22 protein-coding genes and 1 tRNA gene are annotated in these 22,729 nt (G+C 74.1%); 12 read left to right on the forward strand and 11 right to left on the reverse strand.

The window, feature by feature from the left end:
- Positions 1-47: 47 nt before the first annotated feature.
- The 3 genes from lysA to AB0P35_RS07250 form a co-directional block, all read right to left on the reverse strand.
- Positions 48-1,442, reverse strand: a complete 1,395-nt coding sequence (gene lysA / locus AB0P35_RS07240; protein WP_363507619.1) for a diaminopimelate decarboxylase — start codon at positions 1,440-1,442, stop codon at positions 48-50.
- 89 nt (positions 1,443-1,531) lie between these two features.
- Entirely contained in the window at positions 1,532-3,193 is a 1,662-nt protein-coding gene (argS, locus tag AB0P35_RS07245; RefSeq protein ID WP_363507622.1) for an arginine--tRNA ligase, read from the reverse strand.
- Positions 3,194-3,275: 82 nt separating this feature from the next.
- Positions 3,276-3,758 carry a response regulator gene (locus AB0P35_RS07250; RefSeq protein WP_363507625.1) on the reverse strand — a complete coding sequence of 161 codons (483 nt, stop codon included), beginning with the start codon at positions 3,756-3,758 and terminating at the stop codon, positions 3,276-3,278.
- 153 nt (positions 3,759-3,911) lie between these two features.
- Here AB0P35_RS07250 and AB0P35_RS07255 point away from each other — a divergent pair.
- The 4 genes from AB0P35_RS07255 (at position 3,912) to AB0P35_RS07270 (ending at position 5,414) form a co-directional block, all read left to right on the forward strand.
- Positions 3,912-3,983 (forward strand) — tRNA-Arg (locus tag AB0P35_RS07255).
- A 142-nt stretch (positions 3,984-4,125) separates the two neighbouring features.
- Entirely contained in the window at positions 4,126-4,674 is a 549-nt protein-coding gene (locus tag AB0P35_RS07260) for an SRPBCC family protein (RefSeq protein ID WP_363507628.1), read from the forward strand.
- A 101-nt stretch (positions 4,675-4,775) separates the two neighbouring features.
- Positions 4,776-5,129, forward strand: a complete 354-nt coding sequence (locus AB0P35_RS07265; protein WP_363507629.1) for a hypothetical protein — start codon at positions 4,776-4,778, stop codon at positions 5,127-5,129.
- A gap of 81 nt (positions 5,130-5,210) precedes the next feature.
- A complete protein-coding gene (locus AB0P35_RS07270; RefSeq protein ID WP_363507631.1) occupies positions 5,211-5,414 on the forward strand; it encodes a hypothetical protein in 204 nt (67 codons plus the stop codon).
- A 7-nt stretch (positions 5,415-5,421) separates the two neighbouring features.
- Here the strand turns inward: AB0P35_RS07270 and AB0P35_RS07275 are convergent, their stop codons facing one another.
- Together AB0P35_RS07275 and AB0P35_RS07280 are read right to left on the reverse strand one after the other, a co-directional pair.
- Complete coding sequence (locus AB0P35_RS07275; RefSeq protein ID WP_363507633.1) at positions 5,422-6,588, reverse strand: low temperature requirement protein A; 1,167 nt, start codon at positions 6,586-6,588, stop codon at positions 5,422-5,424.
- Positions 6,589-6,697: 109 nt separating this feature from the next.
- Positions 6,698-7,471, reverse strand: a complete 774-nt coding sequence (locus tag AB0P35_RS07280) for a GntR family transcriptional regulator (RefSeq protein ID WP_363507636.1) — start codon at positions 7,469-7,471, stop codon at positions 6,698-6,700.
- A 128-nt stretch (positions 7,472-7,599) separates the two neighbouring features.
- Here AB0P35_RS07280 and AB0P35_RS07285 point away from each other — a divergent pair, with 128 nt between their 5' ends.
- The gene (locus AB0P35_RS07285) at positions 7,600-8,232 is read left to right on the forward strand and encodes an ATP-binding protein (RefSeq protein ID WP_363507638.1); all 633 of its coding nucleotides are present in this window, start codon (positions 7,600-7,602) and stop codon (positions 8,230-8,232) included.
- On the opposite strand, the gene AB0P35_RS07290 is transcribed toward AB0P35_RS07285, so the two are convergent.
- The 3 genes from AB0P35_RS07290 to AB0P35_RS07300 form a co-directional block, all read right to left on the reverse strand.
- A complete protein-coding gene (locus AB0P35_RS07290) occupies positions 8,202-9,017 on the reverse strand; it encodes a serine protease (protein ID WP_363507641.1) in 816 nt (271 codons plus the stop codon). The two genes, AB0P35_RS07285 and AB0P35_RS07290, sit on opposite strands and share 31 nt — an antisense overlap.
- A gap of 168 nt (positions 9,018-9,185) precedes the next feature.
- Positions 9,186-10,700, reverse strand: coding sequence for an MFS transporter (locus AB0P35_RS07295; protein WP_363507644.1), 1,515 nt, complete (start codon positions 10,698-10,700; stop codon positions 9,186-9,188).
- A 219-nt stretch (positions 10,701-10,919) separates the two neighbouring features.
- Entirely contained in the window at positions 10,920-12,632 is a 1,713-nt protein-coding gene (locus tag AB0P35_RS07300; RefSeq protein ID WP_363507647.1) for a DUF885 domain-containing protein, read from the reverse strand.
- 257 nt (positions 12,633-12,889) lie between these two features.
- Between AB0P35_RS07300 and AB0P35_RS07305 the strand changes: the two genes are divergently transcribed.
- Positions 12,890-13,705 (forward strand): helix-turn-helix domain-containing protein, encoded by an 816-nt coding sequence (locus AB0P35_RS07305; protein ID WP_363507650.1) that lies wholly within the window; start codon positions 12,890-12,892, stop codon positions 13,703-13,705.
- Positions 13,706-13,767: 62 nt separating this feature from the next.
- Here the strand turns inward: AB0P35_RS07305 and AB0P35_RS07310 are convergent, their stop codons facing one another.
- From AB0P35_RS07310 to AB0P35_RS07320, 3 genes are all read right to left on the reverse strand, one after another.
- Positions 13,768-14,628: a fumarylacetoacetate hydrolase family protein gene (locus AB0P35_RS07310; RefSeq protein ID WP_363507653.1), complete on the reverse strand. Its 861-nt coding sequence runs from the start codon at positions 14,626-14,628 to the stop codon at positions 13,768-13,770.
- A 210-nt stretch (positions 14,629-14,838) separates the two neighbouring features.
- Positions 14,839-15,921 carry a DUF6745 domain-containing protein gene (locus tag AB0P35_RS07315; RefSeq protein WP_363507656.1) on the reverse strand — a complete coding sequence of 361 codons (1,083 nt, stop codon included), beginning with the start codon at positions 15,919-15,921 and terminating at the stop codon, positions 14,839-14,841.
- A gap of 29 nt (positions 15,922-15,950) precedes the next feature.
- A complete protein-coding gene (locus AB0P35_RS07320) occupies positions 15,951-16,277 on the reverse strand; it encodes a hypothetical protein (RefSeq protein WP_030267996.1) in 327 nt (108 codons plus the stop codon).
- 321 nt (positions 16,278-16,598) lie between these two features.
- Here AB0P35_RS07320 and AB0P35_RS07325 point away from each other — a divergent pair, with 321 nt between their 5' ends.
- The 6 genes from AB0P35_RS07325 to AB0P35_RS07350 are packed head-to-tail and all read left to right on the forward strand — an operon-like array spanning position 16,599 to position 22,710.
- The gene (locus AB0P35_RS07325) at positions 16,599-17,552 is read left to right on the forward strand and encodes an STM4015 family protein (protein ID WP_363507659.1); all 954 of its coding nucleotides are present in this window, start codon (positions 16,599-16,601) and stop codon (positions 17,550-17,552) included.
- A 22-nt stretch (positions 17,553-17,574) separates the two neighbouring features.
- Complete coding sequence (locus AB0P35_RS07330; protein WP_363507662.1) at positions 17,575-18,501, forward strand: STM4015 family protein; 927 nt, start codon at positions 17,575-17,577, stop codon at positions 18,499-18,501.
- A gap of 3 nt (positions 18,502-18,504) precedes the next feature.
- Positions 18,505-19,629, forward strand: a complete 1,125-nt coding sequence (locus tag AB0P35_RS07335) for an STM4014 family protein (RefSeq protein ID WP_363507665.1) — start codon at positions 18,505-18,507, stop codon at positions 19,627-19,629.
- A 38-nt stretch (positions 19,630-19,667) separates the two neighbouring features.
- Positions 19,668-20,489: an STM4013/SEN3800 family hydrolase gene (locus tag AB0P35_RS07340; protein ID WP_363507738.1), complete on the forward strand. Its 822-nt coding sequence runs from the start codon at positions 19,668-19,670 to the stop codon at positions 20,487-20,489.
- Positions 20,486-21,820, forward strand: coding sequence for an STM4012 family radical SAM protein (locus AB0P35_RS07345; protein WP_363507668.1), 1,335 nt, complete (start codon positions 20,486-20,488; stop codon positions 21,818-21,820). Before AB0P35_RS07340 ends, AB0P35_RS07345 begins: the two co-directional genes overlap by 4 nt.
- 44 nt (positions 21,821-21,864) lie before the next feature.
- Entirely contained in the window at positions 21,865-22,710 is an 846-nt protein-coding gene (locus AB0P35_RS07350; RefSeq protein ID WP_363507741.1) for an STM4011 family radical SAM protein, read from the forward strand.
- Positions 22,711-22,729: the final 19 nt, after the last annotated feature.

Here is a 22,729-nt window from a genome sequence, read left to right on the forward strand (position 1 = left end):
TTCCGCACAGATCTACGGCCGGTCCATGATTTGAGACAAGGATTTCGTCAGCCGATATCAAGACGCAGGAGATCCTCCTCCGTCTCGCGCCTGACGATCACCCGGGCCGCACCGTCCAGGACGGCGACCACGGGGGGCTTGAGGGCGTGGTTGTAGTTGCTGGCCATCGACCGGCAGTACGCGCCGGTGGCCGGCACCGCGATCAGGTCGCCCGCGGCCAGGTCGGCCGGCAGGAAGGCGTCCCGGACCACGATGTCGCCGGACTCGCAGTGCTTGCCCACCACGCGGACCAGCATCGGCTCGGCGTCGCTGGTGCGCGAGACCAGCGCCACCGAGTACTCGGCGTCGTACAGCGCGGTGCGGATGTTGTCCGACATGCCGCCGTCCACGCTGACGTAGGTGCGCAGGCCCTCCAGCGGCTTCACCGTGCCCACCTCGTACAGGGTGAACGCGGTCGGGCCGACGATCGCGCGGCCCGGCTCCACCGACAGCCGGGGCGCGGCCAGGTTCGCGGCGGCGCACTCGCGGCGGACGATCTCGGTCAGCGAGGCGGCGATCTCGGCGGGCTCCCGCGGGTCGTCGTCGCTGGTGTACGCGATGCCGAGGCCGCCGCCCAGGTCGATCTCGGGCAGTTCGACGCCGTGCTCGTCGCGGATCTCGGCCAGCAGGCCGACCACCCGGCGGGCCGCGACCTCGAAACCGGCGGTGTCGAAGATCTGCGAGCCGATGTGCGAGTGGATGCCGCGCAGCTCCAGCGCCTCCGGGTGCGCGAGCACCCGCCGGACGGCCTCCGCGGCCGAACCGCCGTTCAGCGACAGGCCGAACTTCTGGTCCTCGTGCGCGGTGGCGATGAACTCGTGGGTGTGCGCCTCGACACCGACCGTGATCCGGATCAGCACCCGCTGGCGGACACCCTGCCGCTCGGCCACCGCGGCCAGCCGCTCGATCTCCTCGTAGGAGTCGACGACGATGTGGCCGACCCCGGCCTTCACCGCCTGCTCCAGCTCGAGCACCGACTTGTTGTTGCCGTGCAGCGCCAGCCGCTCCCCCGGCATGCCGGCGGCCAGCGCCACGGCGAGCTCGCCGCCGCTGCACACGTCGAGGTTGAGGCCCTCCTCGTGCAGCCAGCGGACGACCGCCTTGGAGAGGAAGGCCTTGCCGGCGTAGTAGACGTCCGCGTCCGCCCCGAAGGCGTCCCGCCAGGCACGGGCCCGGGCCCGGAAGTCCGCCTCGTCCATCAGGTACGCGGGGGTGCCGAACTCGGCCGCCAGCGCCTTCACGTCGAGGCCGCCGACGGTCACCACGCCGTCCTCGTCGCGGCTGACGGTCCTCGACCACACCTTGGGGTCGAGCGCGTTCAGGTCGGCCGGCGGCGCCTGGTAGTGGCCCTCGGTCAGCACGTCGCCGTGCCGGGGGCCTGCGGGGTGTGCGGAGCGGCTCATGTCTGGCTACTTCCTTGGCTTATGGCGAGGGGCGGCGAACGGTCTCCGTCGACCGTCCGCCGCCCCCGCTGTGCGCATGGGGCTGGTGCTTACATCCGCTCGGGGGCGGAGACGCCGAGCAGCGTCAGGCCGTTGGCGAGCACCGTGCGCGTCGCCTCGACCAGCCAGAGGCGCGCACGGTGCGTGTCCGTGAGCTCCTCGTCGCCCTTCGGCAGGAACATGCAGTTCTCGTACAGGCGGTGGTATTTGCCCGCGAGGTCCTCCAGGTAGCGCGCGACCCGGTGCGGCTCGCGCAGCTCGCCGGCCGTGGCGATGACCCGCGGGAACTCGCCCAGCGCGCCGAGCATGTCGCTCTCCCACTGGGTGGCGAGCAGCTCGGGCCTGAACGCCTCGGCCGGGCCCTTGTCGACGCCGAGCTCGGCGGCCTTGCGCGCGACGCCGCACATCCGGGTGTGCGCGTACTGCACGTAGAAGACCGGGTTCTCGTTCGACTGGCTGGTGACCAGGTCGATGTCGATGGTGATGGTGGAGTCGGTGGAGGAACGCGCCAGCATGTACCGCGCCGCGTCCACGCCGATCCAGTCCACGACGTCGTCGATGGTGATGATGTTGCCGGCGCGCTTGGAGAGGCGGACCTCCTGGCCGTCGCGCAGCATCTTCACGAACTGGCCGATCCGGACCTCGATGTTGCGGTCCATGTCGTCGCCGGCGCAGGCCGCGATGGCCTTGAGCCGGTTGACGTAGCCGTGGTGGTCGGCGCCGAGCATGTAGACCGAGACCTCGGAACCGCGGTCCCGCTTGCTCAGGTAGTAGGCGGCGTCGGCGGCGAAGTAGGTGGTCTCGCCGTCGGCCTTGACCAGGACGCGGTCCTTGTCGTCGCCGAAGTCCGTGGTGCGCAGCCAGATGGCGCCGTCCTGGTCGAAGACGTGGCCCTGCTCGCGCAGCCGGTCGATGGCCTGCTCGACGGCACCCGAGTCGTGCAGCGACTTCTCCGAGAACCAGGTCTCGAAGTGCACCCCGAACTCGTCCATCGACCGCTTGATCTCGGCGACCATGAGCTTGAGGCCCTCGGCCCGGAAGACCTCGAGCTGCTCGTCCTCGGGCAGGTCGAGCACGCCGGGCACGCCGTCGGTGATCGCCTTGGCGATGTCGGCGATGTACTCGCCGACATAGCCGTCCTCGGGGACGGGCTTGCCGTTGGCGACGGCCTGCAGCGACCGGGCGAACTTGGTGATCTGCACGCCGGCGTCGTTGAGGTAGTACTCGGTGGTGACGTCGGCACCGGTGGCGCGCAGGACACGGGCCAGCGAGTCGCCGACGGCCGCCCAGCGGACGCCGCCGATGTGGATCGGGCCGGTCGGGTTGGCCGACACGAACTCCAGGTTGATCTTCAGGCCCTTGAGGGCCTCGTTCCGGCCGTACGCCTGGCCGGCCTCGACCACCGTGCGGGCCAGCAGGCCCTGGGCGGCGGCGTCGAGGGTGATGTTCAGGAAGCCCGGACCGGCGATGTCGACCTTCGCGACGCCGGTGGTCTCTCGCAGGCGGGCGGCCAGCAGTTCCGCAACGGCTCGCGGCGGCATACCGGCCGGCTTCGCGAGCTGGAGGGCCACGTTGGTGGCGTAGTCGCCGTGGTCCCTGTTCTTGGGCCGCTCGACCGTCACGTGCTCGGGCACGGCGACGGCCAGCTCGCCCGCCTCGACGGCGGCGCTCACTGCGGCCTGGACTGCCTGGGAAAGCTCTGCGGGTGTCACGACGCCAAGCGTAGGCGAGACGGGGTGTGCGTCCGCCACTCGGTTTACCCGTTGAGACGCGTTGCACCAGGGAGCGGGACCGTCAAGCCCGATCTGTTCGCCGAGAGCGGAATACGGCGGAGTGCTCGGAACGCTCGCCACCCCCGAAGGCGTAGCCGGGGACGCGACCGCCGCCACCCCCCTCGGGCCGGCCGGGACGCATCAGCCGGCGCACCAGCTCGACCAGGTCCGCCGGGTCGAAGGGCTTCGCGAGGTAGCCGTCCACACCGACGGACTCCCCGCGGTCGAGGTCGGCGGGGGTGCAGGCGCTGACTATCGCGATCGGCAGGGCGCGGGTCTCCGGCGCGGCGCGCAGTCGGGCCGCCGTCCGCAGACCGTCGAGGCGCGGCATCACCACGTCCAGCGTCACCACGTCGGGGCGCACCCGGCGGACGACCTCCAGGCACTCGGCGCCGTCGGCGGCGGTGACCACCTCGAAGCCCTCGAGCTCGAGGTTCACTCTGATCAGCTGGCGGATCACCTCGCTGTCGTCCACCACGAGGACCCGCCCGGACGTTCCCGGCACATCACCGAGGGTAGCCGCGCGCCCACCCCGCCGTCCGGCCTTTCCCGACTTCGACCCCCCTGGCGACCCGGCGACGCCTCCCCGAAACGCATGCACGGATCACCCTGCGGGCCTGGTAGTGTTCTCCACGTCGCAGCAAGCGACGGCCGAAAGGCCCCCGTAGCTCAGGGGATAGAGCACCGCCCTCCGGAGGCGGGTGCGTAGGTTCGAATCCTACCGGGGGCACTTCCCAGCAAGTGCGTGTACGAGGCCTGGATCCACTGGATCCGGGCCTTCGTCGTTCTGTCCGGACCCTCGGCGAGCCGGATGACGGTCCGTCAGGCACACCGGGCGCGCACCGTGGTTCGCGCAGCGAGGGGGAGACGGCGTGCGGTATGCCGACGGGCCGAGCGCCCGGTCCGAGGTCCGTGTCGAGGCGGCCGTGTCGCGGGTCTGGGAGCTGGTGACCGACATCGGTCTGCCCGCCCGGCTGAGCCCGGAACTGCAGCGCGTCGAATGGCTCGGCGGTGCCACCGCGCCGGCGCCGGGCGCGCGCTTCGCGGGCCACAACCGGCACCCGGTCGCGGGCGACTGGCGGACCGTCTCGCAGATCGTCGACTTCGAGGACGGGCGCGTCCTCGGCTGGGCCGTCATGGATGCGGACGGCCGGTTCGGGGAGCCCGTGCAGGACCCGTCCGGCCGGCTGGCCACCTGGCGGTTCGAGCTGGAGCCCGCGCCGGGCGGCACCCTGCTCCGGCACTCCGTCCGGATCGGGCCGGGCCGCTCCGGCATCAGCCCCTGGATCGAGCGCATGCCGGACCGCGAGGAACAACTGGTCGCCGGCCGCCTCGACGAACTGCGCGCCGGCATCGAGGCCACCCTCCACGGCATCAAGTCGCTCGCCGAGGAGGCCCCCGAGCCCGGCCGGCCCAGGTGAGGACATCCCTTGCGGCGGGGCGCCGTGTGCACCGGTCGACCAGGGGCACGATCGGCGCGCGGGCCACTACGCTCCACCCGCCGATCGAAGGAGGCGGGGGCATGAGCGGTCCCGGGCAGGTACCGAATGTGACGGACGAACGGCTGTGCTGGCCGGCCGTCCGTGAGGATCTCAGGAAGAAGGCCCACACGGTGGGCCTGTTCGGCTGGATCACCGCGCTGGGTGCGGTCGGCGGTCGCAGCGGCACGGCGGCACGGACCGCCGCCGGGATGGCCGGTGACATGCGGCGGGACGAGGCCTCGGGCCGGATGGCCGACTACGCGTTCGCGGTCGACGACGCAGCGGGCACCCTCGGCGCCGACGAACGCCGGCACCTGCGCGCGACCGGCGAGGTCCCGGCCTGGTTCCTGGCCGATGTCGAGCGCCGGGTCGCCGAGATCCGCGCGGCGAAGTAGCCCCCTGGCACGGCGGTCACCGACGGGGCGGACGGGGCGGCGTTGCCGTGGGACGGGGTGGGCAGCCGGGAGGAGCCGGCGGTGTTCGTCCGCGGGTTGTCCGCGGAGTTCCGCGAGCGCGGGGAGGAGTGGGAGAACGCCACGCTGGGCGACTTCCTGGAGGCGCCGGCCTCCTGTGTCGAGGACTCCCCCGGCTGGTACCCGAACGTCGGGTGGACGATGCCGGGGGGCGGCGACCGGGCGTTCTTCGCGCGGGTGTTGGACTCCGCCACCGTCTACGGGTGAGGCGGGGTCAGGCCGGGCGGCGGCGGGCGCGGTGCTTGACGAGCAGGGCGAGGGCGAAGACCTCGGCGGCGCCGCAGAGGACGGCGGCCCAGGCGGGGAGCAGCAGGACGCCGGGGACGAGCAGGACGGCGGTCAGCACGAGGCAGGGGACGTACCAGCCGAGGACGGCGCGGGCGGGGTCGCCGTAGCGCAGGGCGATGGCCGCGTTGGTGGTGTAGAAGCCGAGCACACCGGCGCAGAGCGCCCAGTCCGCGCCGGCCGGCAGCCGGTGGACGGGTTCGGCGACGGCGGTGCCGAGGGCTGCAGCGAGCAGGGTGACCGCGACCACCAGGAAGTAGGGCAGGTACATCACGGTGTCGCGGATGACCCGGTGGGCGTCGCCGGCCTGGGCGCGGCCGAGCCCGCGGGCGGCCTCGGTGGTGCCCCAGACGAAGAAGACCGCCGCGAGTTCGGCCACCAGCAGGAAGGCGGCGAGGGCCGCGGCCCCGGAGGCGGCGGTGAGGTGGTCGGCGAAGGTCGCGACGACGGTGAAGACGCTCTCGCCGAGGACGATCACCACGAACAGCGTGATCCGCTCGACCAGGTGCTCCACCGAGAGCTGGGCGTAGAGCGCGGCGCCGTACTCGCTGCGGACGGCGAGCAGCACCACCTCCAAGGCGATCGCGATCCCCCAGAGGACGAACCGCCAGCCGTCCGGGACGAGTGCGGAGACCGCCCAGAGCGCGGCCGGGACGAGGCAGTAGGTGACGGGGCGCCACAGCGGCAGTGCGCTCTCCCGGCGCAGCGCGGGCCGCAGCCACACCAGGAAGCAGACGACCCGCACCCAGGCCGCGCCGAGCGCGTAGAGCCAGGCGTGGCCGCCGAGGCCGTCGGGGGCGGCGGCGGCCATCACGCCGAGGCCGGGCATGGCGGCGATCAGCATGGGCTGGCTGAGCGACCGGTCGATGTCCCGGCCGGAGATGTTGACGGTGGTCATCAGGTTCACCCAGGCCCACCAGGCCGGGAAGAAGAGCACCAGGAACCTGCCGAACTCGGCGCCGCCCGGGTCGCCGTGCAGGCCGCGGGCGAGGATCGCCACGGTCACCACGAAGACCAGGTCGAAGAAGAGCTCGAACCAGTCCGCCCGGCGCTCCTCGGAGTCGGCGGCGGTGGGTCCGGCGTCGGCGGCGGTCACGGTGTTCGGCACCTCCGTTGTCCAGGTGCCGGGAGTGTACGGGGCAAACGGCGCACGGAATCGGGAACGCGCCCCCGGCGTACGCGGTGCGCGGTCGAATGCACCCGGTTCAGCGGGCGGCGTCACTCTCCGGGGTGATCTCTGCGGGCACCCCGATCTCGTAGACCAGCCGGCTCCGCTCGGCGGCGAGGACGATGTCGGCGGTCTCCACCGGCAGGCGGCCGGCCCAGTGGGTGCGCTCGATGGAGAGCACGGTGGAGCCGAGCGCCACCCCCAGCGGGCCGGACTCGGCCTCCAGCACCGGGCGTGCGGTGACGTCCTCGGTGACCCTGGTGACGGTCACGCCGATCCGGGCCATCCGCTCGACCACGCCGAGCCCGGCCAGCGAGCCGAACTCCGGCCGTACGACCTCGGTGCCGCCGGTCAGCGCGAGCGGCTCCCAGCTGGTGGACAGTTGGGCGGGCTGGTCGGCGGCGAGGAAGGCGTACCGGGTCTGCATGATCGGGTCGCCCTCGGTGATCCGCAGGCGCAGCGCCAGGGTGCTGGTCGCCCAGGTCTTCTGGGAGTCGTGCGTCCAGCGCGGGACGCCGCCGGGAGTGTGGCCCCCGAAGGGGCTGCCGGCCGCGTCGTAGCGCCCGCGGGGGATCCGGGCGGGCGCCGGACGGCGGCGGACGTAGGTGCCGGAGCCGGGGCGGCCCTCGGTCAGGCCCTCGGCGTTGAGCACCCGCAGCGCCTGCCGGACGGGCTGCTCGGAGAGCCCGTGCTCGCGGCACAGGTCGGCGATGCTCGGCATCCGCGCGTCGGGTCGGTGCTCGCCGGAGTGGATCCGCGAGCGCAGCACGTCGGCCAGTCGCAGATAGGCCGGTCGCCCCAACTCGCCCACGTCAACCCCCGTCTCACGGTTTCTCGGATCAGCTTGACAACGACGTACCCGAGCTTTCAAGCTCGCATTCGAGCATGACTGTATGTAGTCACGCGACAGCGGAAAGATTATCGGAGGGGTGCAGCAGCATGATGTGGATCGCCCGATTCCCCGGCGTGCCCGAGTCCGTGCGGGACGCGCGGCGCATGGTCCGCGAGGCTCTCGAACCGCTGGCGCAGGCCGAGGACGCGGTCCTGATCGTCTCCGAGCTGGTGACCAACGCGGTGGTGCACAGCCGCTCCGGGGCCGGCGGCTTCCTGTGGGTGGAGATCCGGCGCGGGCACGGGGCGGTCCGCGTCGCGGTCACCGACGAGGGCACCTCGGACGGCGACCCGGCGCACCGGCCCGCCGACGGGGGCGACTTCGGCCGCGGCCTGAGGATCGTGAACGCGCTGGCCGAGCACTGGGGCGCCACCGGCGAGGCCAACGGGCGGCGCACCGTCTGGGCGGAGCTGGCGCCCGCCCGGATGGACGGCGCACGGGCCGTCCGGCAGCAGGGGCACCCCTCCCCCGCCGCCGAGGACGCCCCGGCGGAGCACGGCCGTGCGCCCGCCCACCGGGCCGCCGGGGCCGTCGCGCAGGTGAACGCGCAGGCCGTCGCGCAGGTGAATGCGCAGGCCGTCGCCGTCCCGGCGGCGCTGCGCCCCGGCTCGCGGTGCTGCCGGCTGTGCGGTGCGCCCCTCCCGCCGCGTCAGGGGGCCGCGGTGACGGCCCGGCGGTAGAGCGCGATCATGGTGTGGTCGAAGTACGAGCTGTACGAGATGTCGGCGGTGTCGCCGCCCTCCTGGTAGCCGCCGATGACGCCGACGACCTCGCCGGTGCGGGTGCTGATCCATGGGCCGCCGCTGGTGCCGCCCGGGTAGCCGGGGCACTCGATCCGGCGCTGGGTGGCGGACTGCCGGGTGGTGGTGTCGGTGCACAGCAGCGGCGCCTCGGCGCGGGCCGGGTAGCCGTAGAGGCGGACCTGCGAGGTGAACGGGTCGTCCATGCCGAGGGCGTTGCCGCCGACCACGTCCTCGACCCGGTGGCCGTCGGCGGCGGGGGCGACCCGCAGGATGGCGTAGTCGGCGTCCTCGTCGCGGTCCTCGGTCCAGGCGTCGGGGGCGTAGATCGCGGTGACCTGCCAGGTGCCGTACGGGGCGCTGCCGTCGCGGTAGCCGGGCACGAAGCTGAGGCCGTCGGTACTTCCGACGCAGTGGGCGGCGGTCAGGACGAGGTCGCGGGTCGGGCTCTGCAGCACACTGGCCGAGCAGAAGTGGTGCCCGGGCCCGATGGTGCCGCCGAACAGGGCGCCGACCCGGGCGGAGGCCCGGTCGGCGGGCGCGGTGGCGGTGGTGCCGAGGGCTGCCGCCACGGCGGGCGGGTCGGCGGAAACGGTGGCCGAGGCGGTGGCGGGCGAGCTGCCGAGGACGTGGGCGGCGGCGAGCAGTCCCGCGGTGGCGAGGGCCGCCGCCGGGGTGGCGAACAGCGGCCGGGGCCGGCGGCGGGGCGTGCGGGGGCTGCTCATCGGCGAACTCCTCCTGGCCGGGGGTGTCGGCTCCACTCTGGGCCGCCGGGCTGTGAGCCGGGTGATCCGGAGGTGGGAATGCGGTGAGAGATCCGTACACGATCCCGCCCCGGTCCCGGAGGAGTCCAGGGCCGGGGCGGCGTGTCGCCGAGTCGGTGGCGGGCCCGGTCAGTGCGGTTCGGCCGCGGGGCGGGCGGTGGCCGGGGCCGGTTCGGCCGCTGCCTGGTGCGCCTCGCCGGGTGCCGGCCTGTGGTTGATCATCAGGAAGGCGATGAGGGCGGCCGCCAGCAGGATTCCCATCGCGACCCAGGTGGCGATCGCGTAGCCGTGCACGGCGCCCTCTCTGAGGACGAGCGGATCGGCGGCGTTCCGGGTGGCCAGCCAGGTGGCGGTGGCGCTGGCGGCGATGGTGTTGAGCAGTGCGACGCCGACCGAGCCGCCGACCTGCTGGGCGCTGTTGATGATGGCCGACGCGGCGCCGGTCTCGTTCGGTGCGACGCCGAGGGTGGCCAGGCTCATGGAGGGCATGAAGACCAGGCCCATGCCGAGGCCGAGCAGGAGTTCGGCGGGCAGCACCAAGGTCGCGTAGGGGCTGTCCACCTTCATCTGGGTCAGCCAGGCCATGCCGGCGGCGGCGAGCAGCAGGCCGGGGACGACCAGCATCCGGGAGGGGATCCGGGTCATCAGGTTGGCCGCGATGCCGGTCGCGCTGATGACGATCGCGCCGGTCATCGGCAGGAAGGAGACGCCGGCCATGACCGGCGAGAAGCCCTTGACCGCCTGCATGTAGTAGGTCAGGAAGAGGAACAGACCGAACATGCCGATCATGGCCATCCCGACCGAGATGGCGCCACCGCCGCGGTTGCGGTTCGCGACGAGGTGCAGCGGCAGCAGCGGGTGGTCGGTGCGGCGTTCGAAGAGCACGAAGACGAAGAGCAGCGCGGCGCCGAGGCAGAGGGAGCCCAGCACCAGCCAGTCGCCCCAGCCGCGGGAGACGGCCTCGGAGGTGCCGAAGACGATCAGGAGCAGGCCGCTGCAGCCGAGCACGGCACCCGGCAGGTCGAGCCTGACCCGGTGGTGCTTGGCGACGTGGTCGTGCTGGAGAAGGACGTGGGCACCGAGCGCGGCACCGATGGCGATCGGGATGTTGACGAACAGGCACCAGCGCCAGTTCAGGTACTCGGTGAGCAGTCCGCCCATGATCAGGCCGATCGCGGCGCCGCCGCCGGCGAGGGCGCCGAAGATGCCGAACGCGGTGGCCCGCTCCTTCGGATCGGAGAAGGTGTTGGACAGCAGCGACAGGGCCGAGGGTGCGAGGAGTGCGCCGAAGGCGCCCTGCAGGGCGCGGGCACCGAAGAGCATCCAGGGCTCGGTGGCGAATCCGCCGATGGCGGAGGCCAGCGCGAAGCCGAGCAGGCCGATGGTGAAGGTGCGTTTGCGGCCGAAGAGGTCGCCGATCCGGCCGCCGAGGAGGAGCAGGCCGCCGAAGGCCAGGGTGTAGGCCGTGATGACCCACTGTCTGTTGCCGTCGGATATGCCCAGGTCCTTCTGGGCGGAGGGCAGGGCGATGTTCACGATCGTCGCGTCGAGGACGATCATCAGCTGGGCGATGGCGATGACTGCCAGGGCCCACCAGCGGCGGGGGTCGACCGCCTGCTCGTCCTGTGCGTGCTGGAGGGACACCGTGGGCCGCCTTCCGGAGGGGGATGTGGGAAGGGCGCACGCAGCGCTCCTCCCAGGGAATCTCTCGGGATGGCGAGGGGCAAGGATTTTTGTCAGTAAATGTACGAATTGGGACTAAAGTCCTAAACCTTCGACCCTCCTGCGGCCGAGGCCGGGTCGCACCAGGGGCGGACCGGGTCGCACCGGCCCGCGGCGGCGGGCCGGTGCGACCGGTGCGGCTCAGAGCGCGGACAGCTCGGCGACCAGGTCGTCGAGGCCGAGCGAGCCCTGGGAGAGCGCGGCCATGTGCCAGGCCTTGAGGTCGAACTCCTCGCCGCGGGCCTCGGCGGCGGCGCGGGCGGCGGCGCGGCCGGTCAGCCAGGCGCGCTCGCCCAGCTTGTAGCCGATGGCCTGGCCGGGCATGCCGAGGTAGCGGACGAGCTCGCTGTCCAGGAAGTCGGCGGACAGGCCGCAGTACCGGCCGAAGAACTCCCGGGCGTCGTCGGGCAGCATGGCCTCGCCCGGCTTGAACGGGGAGTCCGCCGGGAAGTCCAGGCCGGCGTGCATGCCGATGTCGACGATGACCCGCAGCACGCGCATCATCTGCGCGTTGAGGTAGCCGAGCCGGTGGCCGGGGTCGGTGAGGTACCCGAGCTCGTCCATCAGGCGCTCGGCGTACAGCGCCCAGCCCTCCAGGTTGGCGCTGACGCTGCCCAGGGTGACCTGGTAGGTGGAGAGCCGCTCGGCGAGGTGGGTCCACTGCGCGAGCTGCAGGTGGTGGCCGGGGACGCCCTCGTGGTACCAGGTCGAGACGAGGTCCCAGACCGGGAAGGACTCGCGGCCGAGGGTCGGCAGCCAGGTCCGGCCGGGGCGGGAGAAGTCGAGCGACGGCTGGGTGTAGTAGGGCGCGGCGGCGCTGCCGACCGGGGCGATCCGGGACTCGACCTTGAGCAGCGGCTCGGCGAGGTCGAAGTGGGTGCCCTGGAGGTCGGCGATGGCGCCGTCCATCAGGCCCTGGAGGTAGTCGCGGGCGTTCTCCTCGCCCTTGATGGCCGGGCCGTCGGTCTCCAGCCAGCGCATCGCCTCCATGGGGGTGGCGCCGGGCAGCACCTTCTCGGCCTCGGCGCGCATCTGGGCGTCCAGGTCGTGGAACTGCTCCCAGGCCCAGGCGTAGGCCTCGTCGAGGTCGAGCGAGGCGCCCGTCCAGTAGCGGACCCAGCGGGTGTAGCGCTCGCGGCCGACGGTGTCCGGGGTGTCGGCCGCGGCCGGGCCGTACACGTCGCGGAGCCAGTCGCGCAGCGCGGCCAGCGCCTCGGAGGCGGCGACGGCGGTGGCGGTCAGCCCCTCGCGGAGCGACTCGGGGGCGTCCTGCACGAAGCCGCCGAACCAGCCGCCGGGGACGTCGCCCTCCAGCCACTCGCCGATCTGGCCGACCACGGTGGCGACCTGGCGGGGACCGGACAGCAGGCCGCGCTCGATGCCCTCGGCGAGGGTGGCGCGGTACTGGTCGAGGGCCGCGGGCACCCGGGCGAGCCGACGGCCGATCAGCTCCCACTGCTGCTCGGTCTCGGTCGGCATGAGGGTGAACACCTCGCGCACGTCGTGCACCGGCGAGCCGAGGTTGCGCACCGCGCGGTACTCCTCGCCCGCGTCGTGCAGGGCGAGTTCGGCGTCGAGGCGCTCGCGGAGCAGGCGCGCACAGCGCCGCTCGGCCTCGTCGTCGGCGGCGCCGGCGGCCTCGGCGGCGTCGAGTTCGGCAAGGGTGGTGCGGGCGAGGTCGGCGAGCGCCGCGCGTCCGGCCGGGGAGAGGTCGGTGATGCGGTCGTCGTCCGGGTTGAGGCCGAGGTAGACCGCGGTCAGCGGGTCGAGGTCGGCGAGGGCGTGGACATAGGCGTCGGCGATACGGCGTGGGGTGGTGCCGTCGACAGCTGATGTGATCGGTTCTTGGACCATCCGGCCATCCTGGCGCAGCATTCGGCGATTTCAAGACCCTTTCGGTACGGGCTCGCACGATTGACGGACGGTCTGCCGGGTACCGCGTGGACCGGGCGACGTACCGCGTCACCGGGTGTGTGCGGGCCTGCGCCCAGGGTGCCGGGCCGGCGGTCGGCGGACCGGGCCCGTCGGGGACGGGCGAAGGGCGGCGGCGCTGCGGGAACGGGCAGTGCGGGCGCTCCCGGTCGCGGGGCCGAAGCCCTAGGCTGGCGGCCATGGCAGCCAGATCAGCGACCCCGCCCGCCGTCCCCGCCGACACCCCGGCCGGCGAAGGCCGCGCGGACGCCCCTGCCGGCGATCGGCCGCGCCGGGCCGGGTACCGGCGGCTGCCGGTGGAGCAGCGCCGGGAGCAGCTGATCTCGGTGGCGCTGGAGCTGTTCAGCTCGCGGCCCCCGGAGGAGGTCGGGCTGGACGACGTGGCGCAGGCGGCCGGCGCCTCCCGGCCGCTGGTGTACCGCTACTTCGCGGGCGGCAAGCAGCAGTTGTACGAGGCGGCGCTGCGCAGCGCCGCCGAGGAGCTGAGCCGTCGGTTCACGGTGAGCGGCACGGGCTCGCCCATGGAGCAGTTGGCGGGTGTGCTGGACGGCTACTTCGCGTTCGTCGCGGAGCACGCGGCGGGCTACGGGGCGCTGCTGCGCGGCGGTTCGGTGGTGGAGACGGCGCGGACCTCGGCGATCGTGGACGAGGTGCGCCGGGTGGCGCTGAAGCGGACGCTGCGCCACCTCGGGGTGCGCTCGGCGGGACCGCGGCTGACCCTGCTGGTGCGCTCGTGGATCTCGGTGGTGGAGGCGTCCGCGCTGAGCTGGCTGGACGAGGGCCGGCAGATCCCGCCGGTGTCGCTGCGGGACTGGCTGGTGGACGAGTTCGTGGCGATGGGCGCCGCCGCGGCGGCGCACGACCGGCAGACCGCCCGGATGCTGGCGGGCATGCTGGCGCTGGAGCCGGCGGACGGGCCCGCGGCGGCTCTGGTGACGCGGCTGCGGACGCTGCTGCCACAGGAGTTGGGGACACGGGGAGCCGGCACCGCCTAGCGGCGAGGGTCCGGGGCACCCCCCGGGGCGCGCGGGGGAGACGCGCCGCCGGGTGGACGGCCCTATGCGCTGCCGAGCACCTGGCGCTGGCGGCCGAGGCCGCCGACCTCCAGTTCGACGACGTCTCCGGGCTGCAGGAAGGACGCGCCGGGGTGGCCGAGGGTGACTCCGGCCGGGGTGCCGGTGACGACCACGTCGCCGGGCTCCAGCACCATGAAGCGGCTGAGGTAGCGGACGGTCTCCAGTACCGGGAAGATCATGTCGGCGGTGCTGCCGTCCTGCCGGAGGCCGCCGTTGACCCAGAGCCTGAGCGGGAGGTTCTGCGGGTCGGCGACCTCGTCGGCGGTGACCAGCCAGGGCCCGAGCGGGGTGAAGGTCTCGGCGGACTTGCCCTTGTCCCACTGGCCGCCGCGCTCGTGCTGGAAGGCCCGCTCGGTGACGTCGTTGGCGGCGGTGTAGCCGGCGATCACGGCCGCGGCCTCCGCGTCGCTCTCCAGGTAGCGGGCGGTGCGGCCGATCACCACGGCGAGTTCGGCCTCGTAGTCGGTCTTCTCGGCGCCGCGCGGGATGAGCACGGTGTCGTTCGGGCCGACCACGGTGTTGCTGGGTTTGAGGAAGACCACCGGCTCGGCCGGGATCGCGGCGCCGGCCTCGACGGCGTGGTCGCGGTAGTTGAGGCCGATGCCGACCACCTTGCCGGGGCGGGCGACGGGGGCGCCGATCCGTCGGCCGTCGAGGTCGATCGGGGGCAGCGCGCCGGAGGCCGCCTCGGCGGCAAGCGCGGCCGCGGCCGCCGCGTCGAGGCCGGCGAGGAAGGCTCCGTCGATGTCCCGGGTGCGCCCGGAGAGGTCGTACGCGGTGCCGTCGGGGCCGAGGACCGCGGGGCGCTCGGCGCCCGCGGGGCCGACTCGGAGGAGCTTCACTGGCCGTCACCACCTGGTTCGTCGGATCTCGACGGGGAGCCCGAACGCCTCGCCGCCCTGTACATCCGAGGTATATCAATGCCCTGACCTGCGAACCAGTGAGCTCCTTTCGGCGAATTCCTATCAATTCGCACAAGTCGTGGAGGGCCGGAATCAGGTGGCCGTACGGTTGACAGACCGCTCCCCCGGCCCTCGGCCCCTCGCGCGGGATCAGGTCTCGCGCTCCGGCCGGTACTCCTCCTCCGCCACCCCGAAGGTCCAGGCGACACCGGCCCGGGCCGTGCGGGTCGACGGGGGCACCCGCAGCCAGTACGTCCGGAAGGTGCCGTCCGGCTCCGCGGTGGAGTTGACCACCTCGACCATCACCACCGGCTCGTCGTCCGGCAGGACGATCCGCCAGAGCACGCCCGTCCCGTCCCGGTGCAGCGGCTCGGCGCCGGATTCGGCGAGGTACCGGTCGTAGCCGTAGTGCTCCAGCATGACGCGGCGCAGCTCGGCGTTCTCCTCGGCGCGGATGCGTTCCGGGGTGAGGCCGCCGAGGCCGCCGAGGAAGTCTGCGGGCACCGGCATGCCGCGCCAGGCGTGCAGCGCGGTGCCGTCCGCCCAGGCGAGCGCCGGGCCGTCGGCGCGGTCGAGCCGCCCGGCCTCGTCGCGGTGCAGCTCGACGGGCCGCTCGGCGATCAGTGCCACCCGCTCGTACGGCCACCACCAGCCGGTCTGCCGGGCGGCGTCGGCGAGCGGGGCGAGCCCCTCGGACTCGTCGGCGGCGTCGAAGGCGGCCAGCCAGGGCGCGTCGTGCTGGCCGAGGACGGCGTCGAGCAGGGCCAGCCGGACGGCGGCGCGGGCGGCGCGGGCCCGGTCGCGGACCTCGGTGTCGTCGTCGGGTCCGGCCTCCGGGGCGAGTTCGTCCAGCACCGCGCCGCGGATCCGACCGGCCAGCGCCTGGGTCTGCGTCCACAGCTCGCCGCCGGTGAGCGACCACAGCTCGGCCCAGCCGTGGGCGCCGAGCCGGGCGTGCACCCGGGCCCGGGCCCGCTCCCAGGGACGGGTGCGCACCGCCTCACGGACGCCCACCGCGCCCTCGGCGCGCAGCGCGAGCGCGGCCCGGACGGCGGCGAGCGGCGAGTCGAACCAGCGCACCTCGGCGGGCTCGGGCAGGCCGGCGGCCCGGTACGCGGCGCGCACCGCCCGCTCGGCCGCGGCCCGGTCGGCCGGGCCGGTGGCGGCCGCGGCGGCCCGCCAGCGGGCGGTCGCCCCGGCGGGGGCGGTGGGCTGCAGGGTGTCGGTGGTCATCGTGCTGTCCTTCCTCGTCCCGTCCGTGTTCAGTCCGCCACGACGCGCACGGCGCCGGGCACGTACTCGCGCTGCCGCACCACCCGGTACCAGCCCTTGGGCAGCGGGATCGCGGCGTGCTCCTCGTGCACCACCCGGCCGCCCTCGGGCAGGTGCAGCCAGGCGGTGCCGAACGGGCCGGCCTCCCGCCGCAGCGTGCCCGGCCCGACCACCGCGTGGGCGTGCCCGGTCACCTCGCCGAGTGCCAGCACCAGCCGCCCGCGGGCGTCCCGCGGCAGCGCCGGCAGATCGGCCACCACGCGCGGCACCGCGTCCTCCTCGACCGGCACGATCAGCACGTCGCCCTGGCGGTACATCCGGCCTCCCCTGCTCCGGGCCGACGGGGTGCCGGCCGCAACGAGGGGAAAGCTAGGGCCGGGCTCTGACAGCGCGTCGGCGGGCGGCCCCCAGGCCCGCTCTTTCGGATCTTGCCAGGCCCGCGACGCCAGGGCACGCACCTCCCTGCGTTGTCGTCGGTCGCCCGTACACCGCTGGGCTCCCTCCTCCGCCTTGCGATGCACGCACCCTGACGCCGCGTGCTGATCCGACAAGATCCGAAAGAGAGGGCCTCGCGCCGGGCTGTCGCACCGGCCTGGTAGACAGATCCCGGCCGACCGGACGTCTCCCAGGAGCAGCGCATGGCGATCAGCAAGCACATCGAGGAGTTCGGCGGGCTGCCCGTCGTCGACGTCCTCGCCGCCCTGGAGGACGGCCGTGAGCTGCCCGCCGCCGACGCCGCGGCCTGGCGGATCGCGCTGGAGTACGACGACGAGAAGACCTTCGCCGAGGTCTGGCAGCGCTTCCTCGACGCCGTCGACACCGCGCAGGTCACCACCGTCGTGATCGGCAACTGGTCGCAGGAGGAGCCGGAGCCGCTCGCCGGGCCGCTCGCCGAGATCACCGGCGCCGCCGGCCGGCTGCCCGCGCTGCGCGCCCTGTTCGTGGGTGAGATCACCTTCGAGGAGTGCGAGATCTCCTGGCTGCAGATGTGCGACATCACCCCGCTCTTCGAGGCCTTCCCACGGCTGGAGGAGCTCGTCGTGCGCGGTGCGGGCCAGGACTGGGACGGCAATGGCGGGCTGGAGATCACCCCGCTGCGGCACGAGCACCTGCGGCGGCTGCGGCTGGAGGCCGGCGGCCTGCCCGGCGGCGTCGTCCGGTCCGTCGCCGCCTGTGACTTCCCCGCGCTGGAGAGCCTGGAGCTGTGGCTGGGCGTCGAGAACTACGGCGGCGACTGGACGCTCGACGACCTCGCGCCCTTCCTCGCCGGCACCCGGCTGCCGGCGCTGCGCCGGCTCGGCCTGCAGAACACCACCCGGCAGGACGAGATCTGCGCCCGCGCCGCGCAGGCCCCCGTGGTGGCCCGGCTGGAGCACCTCGCGCTCTCCATGGGTGCGCTCACCGACGAGGGCGCCGCCGCCCTGCTGGACGGCCAGCCGCTCACCCACCTCGCCACCCTCGACCTGCACCACCACTACCTCACCGAGGAGATGCAGCAGCGGCTGCGCCAGGCCCTGCCGGGCGTCGACGTCGACCTGTCCGACGCCCAGAAGTGGGACGACAACTGGCGCTACGTCGCCGTCTCCGAGTGACCCGGACAGGCAGGAGCCCCCGATGAGCAGGACCTTTCACGGGCTTCCCGTGTGCAGCGTGCTGACCGCCCTGGACGGCGGCGAGGAGCTGCCCGCCGCCGAGGCGGCCGCCTGGCGGATCGGCCTCGGCTACCGGTACGGCGGCAAGACGGAGTTCGCGGAGGCCTGGCAGCGCTTCCTGGACGCCGTCGACACCACGCGGGTGCGCGCACTCGTCCTCGGCGCCTGGTGGGCCGGCGACTACGACGGCCTGGCCGGCCCGCTCGACCTGATCATCGACAGCGCCGACCGGCTGCCGGAGTTGGAGGCGCTCTTCATCGGCGACGTCCACGCGGAGGAGTGCGAGATCTCCTGGCTGGAGATGTGCGACATCACCCCGGTGTTCGAGTCCTTCCCGCGGCTGACCGACCTCGTCGTGCGCGGCGGCAACGGCCTGCGGCTGCGGCCGGTCGGCCACGAGCGCCTCCGGTCGCTGGCCTTCGAGTCCGGCGGCCTGCCGGCCCGGGTGGTGCGCGCGGTCGGCGAGTGCGACTTCCCCGCGCTGGAGGAGCTCGACCTGTGGCTCGGCGTCGACGAGTACGGCGGCGACCACACCCTGGAGGACATCGCGCCGCTGCTCACCGCCACCCGGCTGCCCGCGCTGCGCAGCCTCGGCCTGCAGAACAGCGAGTACCAGGACGACATCGCCGCCGCCGTCGCTCAGGCCCCGGTCGTGGCGCGGCTGGAGCACCTCGCCCTCGGCATGGGCGTGCTGACCGACGAGGGCGCCGCCGCCCTGCTGGAGGGCCAGCCGCTCACCCACCTCGCCACCCTCGACCTGCACCACCACTACCTCACCGAGGAGATGCAGCAGCGGGTCGCCGAGGCGCTGGCCGGCGTCGAGGTCGACCTGTCCGACGCGGAGGACGAGGAGGACGAGGAGGACCGCTACGTCGCGGTCTCCGAGTAGCCCATGACCGACCGGCTCACCGTCCTCGGCAACCCCGGCCACCGCCGCGTCGCGCTGTTCGCGGCGGCCGCGCGGGCCGCCGGGCTGCCCGAGCCCGCCGTGCTGCCCTGGCTGGACGTGCTGCGCGGCGGGTACGCGCTGCCGCCCGGCACCGTGCTGCGGATCGACTCCCCGGGCGAGGACGAGGCGGTCGACGCGCTGCTCCGCGGGCCGGCCCTCGGCGCCGGGTACGCGCCGACCCGGGTCGAGGGCGGCGCCGCCTGGTACGCCGGGATGTGCGCCGCACTGCGCGGACTCGCCGCCCGGCCCGGAGTGCGCCTGCTCGGCGACCCGGACGAGATCGCGGTGATGTTCGACAAGCGGCTGGCCCACCGGCGGCTGGCCGCCGCCGCCGTCCCGGTGCCGGCCGCGCTCGACGGGCCGCCGCCCGGCGGCTGGGCCGAGCTGACGGAACGGCTGGCGGCCGCCCGGATGCGCCGGGTGTTCCTCAAGCCGGTGCACGGCTCGTCCGCCTCCGGCGTGGTGGCCCTGGAGTTCGGGCCGCACGGCCAGGTGCAGGCCACCACCTCCGCCGAGCTCGCCCCGGACGGCCTGCACAACTCGCTGCGGGTGCGCCGCTACCGCACCGCGGCGGAGGTCGCCGCCCTGGTCGACGCGCTCGCCCCGGACGGCCTGCACGTCGAGCAGTGGGTGCCGAAGGCCTCCCAGGGCGGCCGCTCGGCCGACCTGCGGGTGGTCGTGGTGGCCGGCCGGGCCACCCACGCGGTGGTGCGGACCAGCAGCCGGCCGATGACGAACCTGCACCTCGGCGGCGCCCGCGGCGACCTGGACCTCGCCAGGGAGGCCGCCGGCCCGGCCTGGCCGCGGCTGCTGGAGACCGCCGAGCGGGCCGCGGCCTGCTTCCCGAACTCACCCATGGTCGGCGTGGACGTGCTGCCCACGGCCGGCTGGCGCGGCGTCGTGGTCGGCGAGGTCAACGCCTTCGGCGACCTGCTGCCCGGCCTCACCGGCCTGCCCGGCGGCCCCGCCGAGGGCCTGGACACCTACGGCGCCCAGATCGCCGCCCTGCTGCACCCCGGGCACCCGCAGGGGCCCGCTCGCACCACCCGGACGGACACCCCCCGATGACCCACCAGATCCCCGACATGCCCCCTCAGATTCCCGACATGACGGCGGTGGTCGGCAGCCACGACCTGCTGCTCGTCACCCTGGACACGCTGCGCCTGGACGTCGCGCAGGAGCTGGCCGCGGCCGGCCGCATCCCGCACCTGGCGGCCCACCTGCCCGGCGGGCGGTGGGAGGAGCGGCACACCCCCGGCAGCTTCACCTACGCGGCGCACCAGGCGATGCTGGCCGGGTTCCTGCCCACCCCGGCGAGCCCGGACGGCCCGCACCCGCGGCTGTTCGCGGCCCGCTTCGCCGGCTCGGAGACGACCGAGCCGCGCACCTGGGTCTTCGACACCCCGGACCTGCCCTCGGCGCTGGCCGCCGCCGGGTACCGGACGGTCTGCATCGGCGGGGTCGGCTTCTTCAACAAGCAGGGCCCGCTGGGCTCGGTGCTGCCCGGGCTGTTCCAGGAGTCGTACTGGGCGCCGGAGATGGGCGTGCCCTCGCCCACCTCCTTCGAGGCGCAGGTGGCCCGCGCCGAACAGGTCTGCGCCGAACAGCCGGACGGGCAGCCGCTGTTCCTCTTCGTGAACGTCTCCGCGCTGCACCAGCCGAACTGGTTCCACCTGCCCGGGGCGACCCGCGAGAACGGCGACACCCGGGAGAGCCACGCCGCCGCACTGGAGTACGTGGACGCGCACATCGGCCGGCTGTTCACCGCGATGAGCCGCCGCCGCCCGTGCTTCGCGATCGTCTGCTCCGACCACGGCACCTGCTACGGCGAGGACGGCTACGTCGGCCACCGGATCGGCCACCCGGTGGTGTGGACCGTCCCGTACGCGCACTTCACCCTGCCCGCCGCCGAGGAGGCCGCACGATGACCACGGCGACCACCGCGGCGGCCGAATCCCCCTACCGGGCCTACGTCTACGCCTACCCGCACAAGACCGCCTACCGGCCGCTGCCCGGCCGGCCGGCGCTGCGCGAGCTCTGGGCGGGCGAGCCGCAGCACGCGCTCTCGCTCTACCTGCACATCCCGTTCTGCGAGGTGCGCTGCGGCTTCTGCAACCTCTTCACCCGGATCGGCAGCCCCGAGGGCCTGACCACCGCCTACCTGGACGCGCTGGAGCGGCAGGCCGCTGCCGTCCGGGACGCGCTCGACGGGGACGCCCGGTTCGCGCTGGCGGCCTTCGGCGGCGGCACCCCGACCTACCTGACCGCGGCCGAGCTGGAGCGGCTCTGCGACATCGCCGAGCTGCGGATGGGCGCCGACCTGCGGGCGGTTCCCCTCTCGGTGGAGGCCTCCCCCGACACCGCGACCGCGGACCGGCTGGCGGTGCTCGCCGAACGCGGCACCACCCGGCTCAGCCTCGGGGTGCAGTCCTTCCTCGACGAGGAGGCCCGCTCGGCCGTCCGCCCGCAGAAGCGCGCGGCGGTGGAGGCGGCGCTCGGCCGGGTCCGGGACGCGGGCATCCCGGTGCTCAACATCGACCTGATCTACGGCATCGACGGGCAGACCGAGGCCAGTTGGCTCGCCTCACTGGACGCCGCGCTGGCCTGGCGGCCGGAGGAGCTGTACCTGTACCCGCTGTACGTCCGGCCGCTGACCGGCCTCGGCCGGCGCGCGCAGGACGGGCCGTCGCCGGAGTGGGACGCGCAGCGGCTCGCGCTCTACCGCGCCGGCCGGGACCACCTGCTGGCCGCCGGCTACGAGCAGGTGTCGATGCGGATGTTCCGGCGGACGGGCGCGGCCACCGCGAGCGCCGGCGAGTACGCCTGCCAGACCGACGGCATGGTCGGGCTGGGCTGCGGTGCCCGCTCGTACACCTCCGCGCTGCACTACTCCTTCGACTACGCGGTGGACGCCCGCGAGGTGCGCGGCATCATCGACGACTACGTCGCCGCCGAGGACTTCACCCGGGCCGAGGTCGGCCGGGCGATGGACGCCGACGAGTCGCGCCGCCGCCACCTGCTGCAGTCGCTGCTGCAGGCCGACGGGCTCGAACTCGCCGACTACCGGGGCCGGTTCGGCACCCTGCCGGCCGAGGACTTCGGCGCCGAGCTGGCCGCCTTCGAGGCGCGCGGCTGGCTGGCCGGGGCGCCGGGCCGGCTGCTGCTCTCCCCGGAGGGCCTGGCCCACTCGGACGCGGTCGGCCCGATGCTGTTCTCGCCCGCGGTGCGGGCCGCGATGGACGCCTACGAGGCGAAGTGACCGTCGACCTGGGGCTGCCGGGCCCGCGCCCGGCCGAGACGCCGCTGGACCTCACGCTGCTCTACCGCGGGCCGCTGGCCTCCTGCGACTACGACTGCCCGTACTGCCCGTTCGCCAAGCGGCGGGACAGCCCGGAGCGGCTGCGGGCGGACCGCGCCGCGCTGGAGCGGTTCACCGCCTGGGCGGCGGCGCAGACCGGCGACACCCTGTCGGTGCTGTTCACCCCGTGGGGCGAGGGTCTGGTGCGCTCCTGGTACCGGCGGGCGCTGGTGGAGCTCTCGCACCTGCCGCACGTGCGCCGGGTGGCGATCCAGACCAACCTCAGCTGCCGGACGGACTGGCTGGCCGAGGCCGACCGCGACACCGTGGCGCTCTGGGTGACCTACCACCCCGGGCAGGTCGACCGCGGGCGCTTCCTGGCGAAGGTCCGCGAGCTGGCCGTACTCGGGGTGCGACACAGTGTCGGCATCGTCGGCGAGCCCGAACACCTCGACGCGGCACGGCGGTTGCGCGCCGCCCTGCCCGCCTCGACCTACCTCTGGGTGAACGCGGCGGACGGCCGCAGCTACACCGACGGGCAGGCCGCCGCCTGGGTGGAGGTCGACCCGCTGTTCGGCTGGAGCCGCGAGCCGCACCCGAGCGGCGGCCGGCCCTGCCGCACCGGCGAGTCGGTGGTCTCGGTGGACGGCGACGGAACGGTGCGCCGCTGCCACTTCGTCCGCCCGCCGCTCGGCAATCTGTACGACGGCTCCTACCGGGCCGGTCTGCTGCCGCGGCCGTGTCCGCTGCCGGTGTGCGACTGCCACATCGGCTATGTGCACCTGGAGAGCCTGCCGCTGTACGACGTCTTCGCGGGCGGCGTCCTGGAGCGCGTCCCGCACGGCTGGTGACCGCCGCCGTGCGGGACGC

This window comes from Kitasatospora sp. NPDC085879, assembly GCF_040686255.1.
Classification (GTDB): domain Bacteria; phylum Actinomycetota; class Actinomycetes; order Streptomycetales; family Streptomycetaceae; genus Kitasatospora.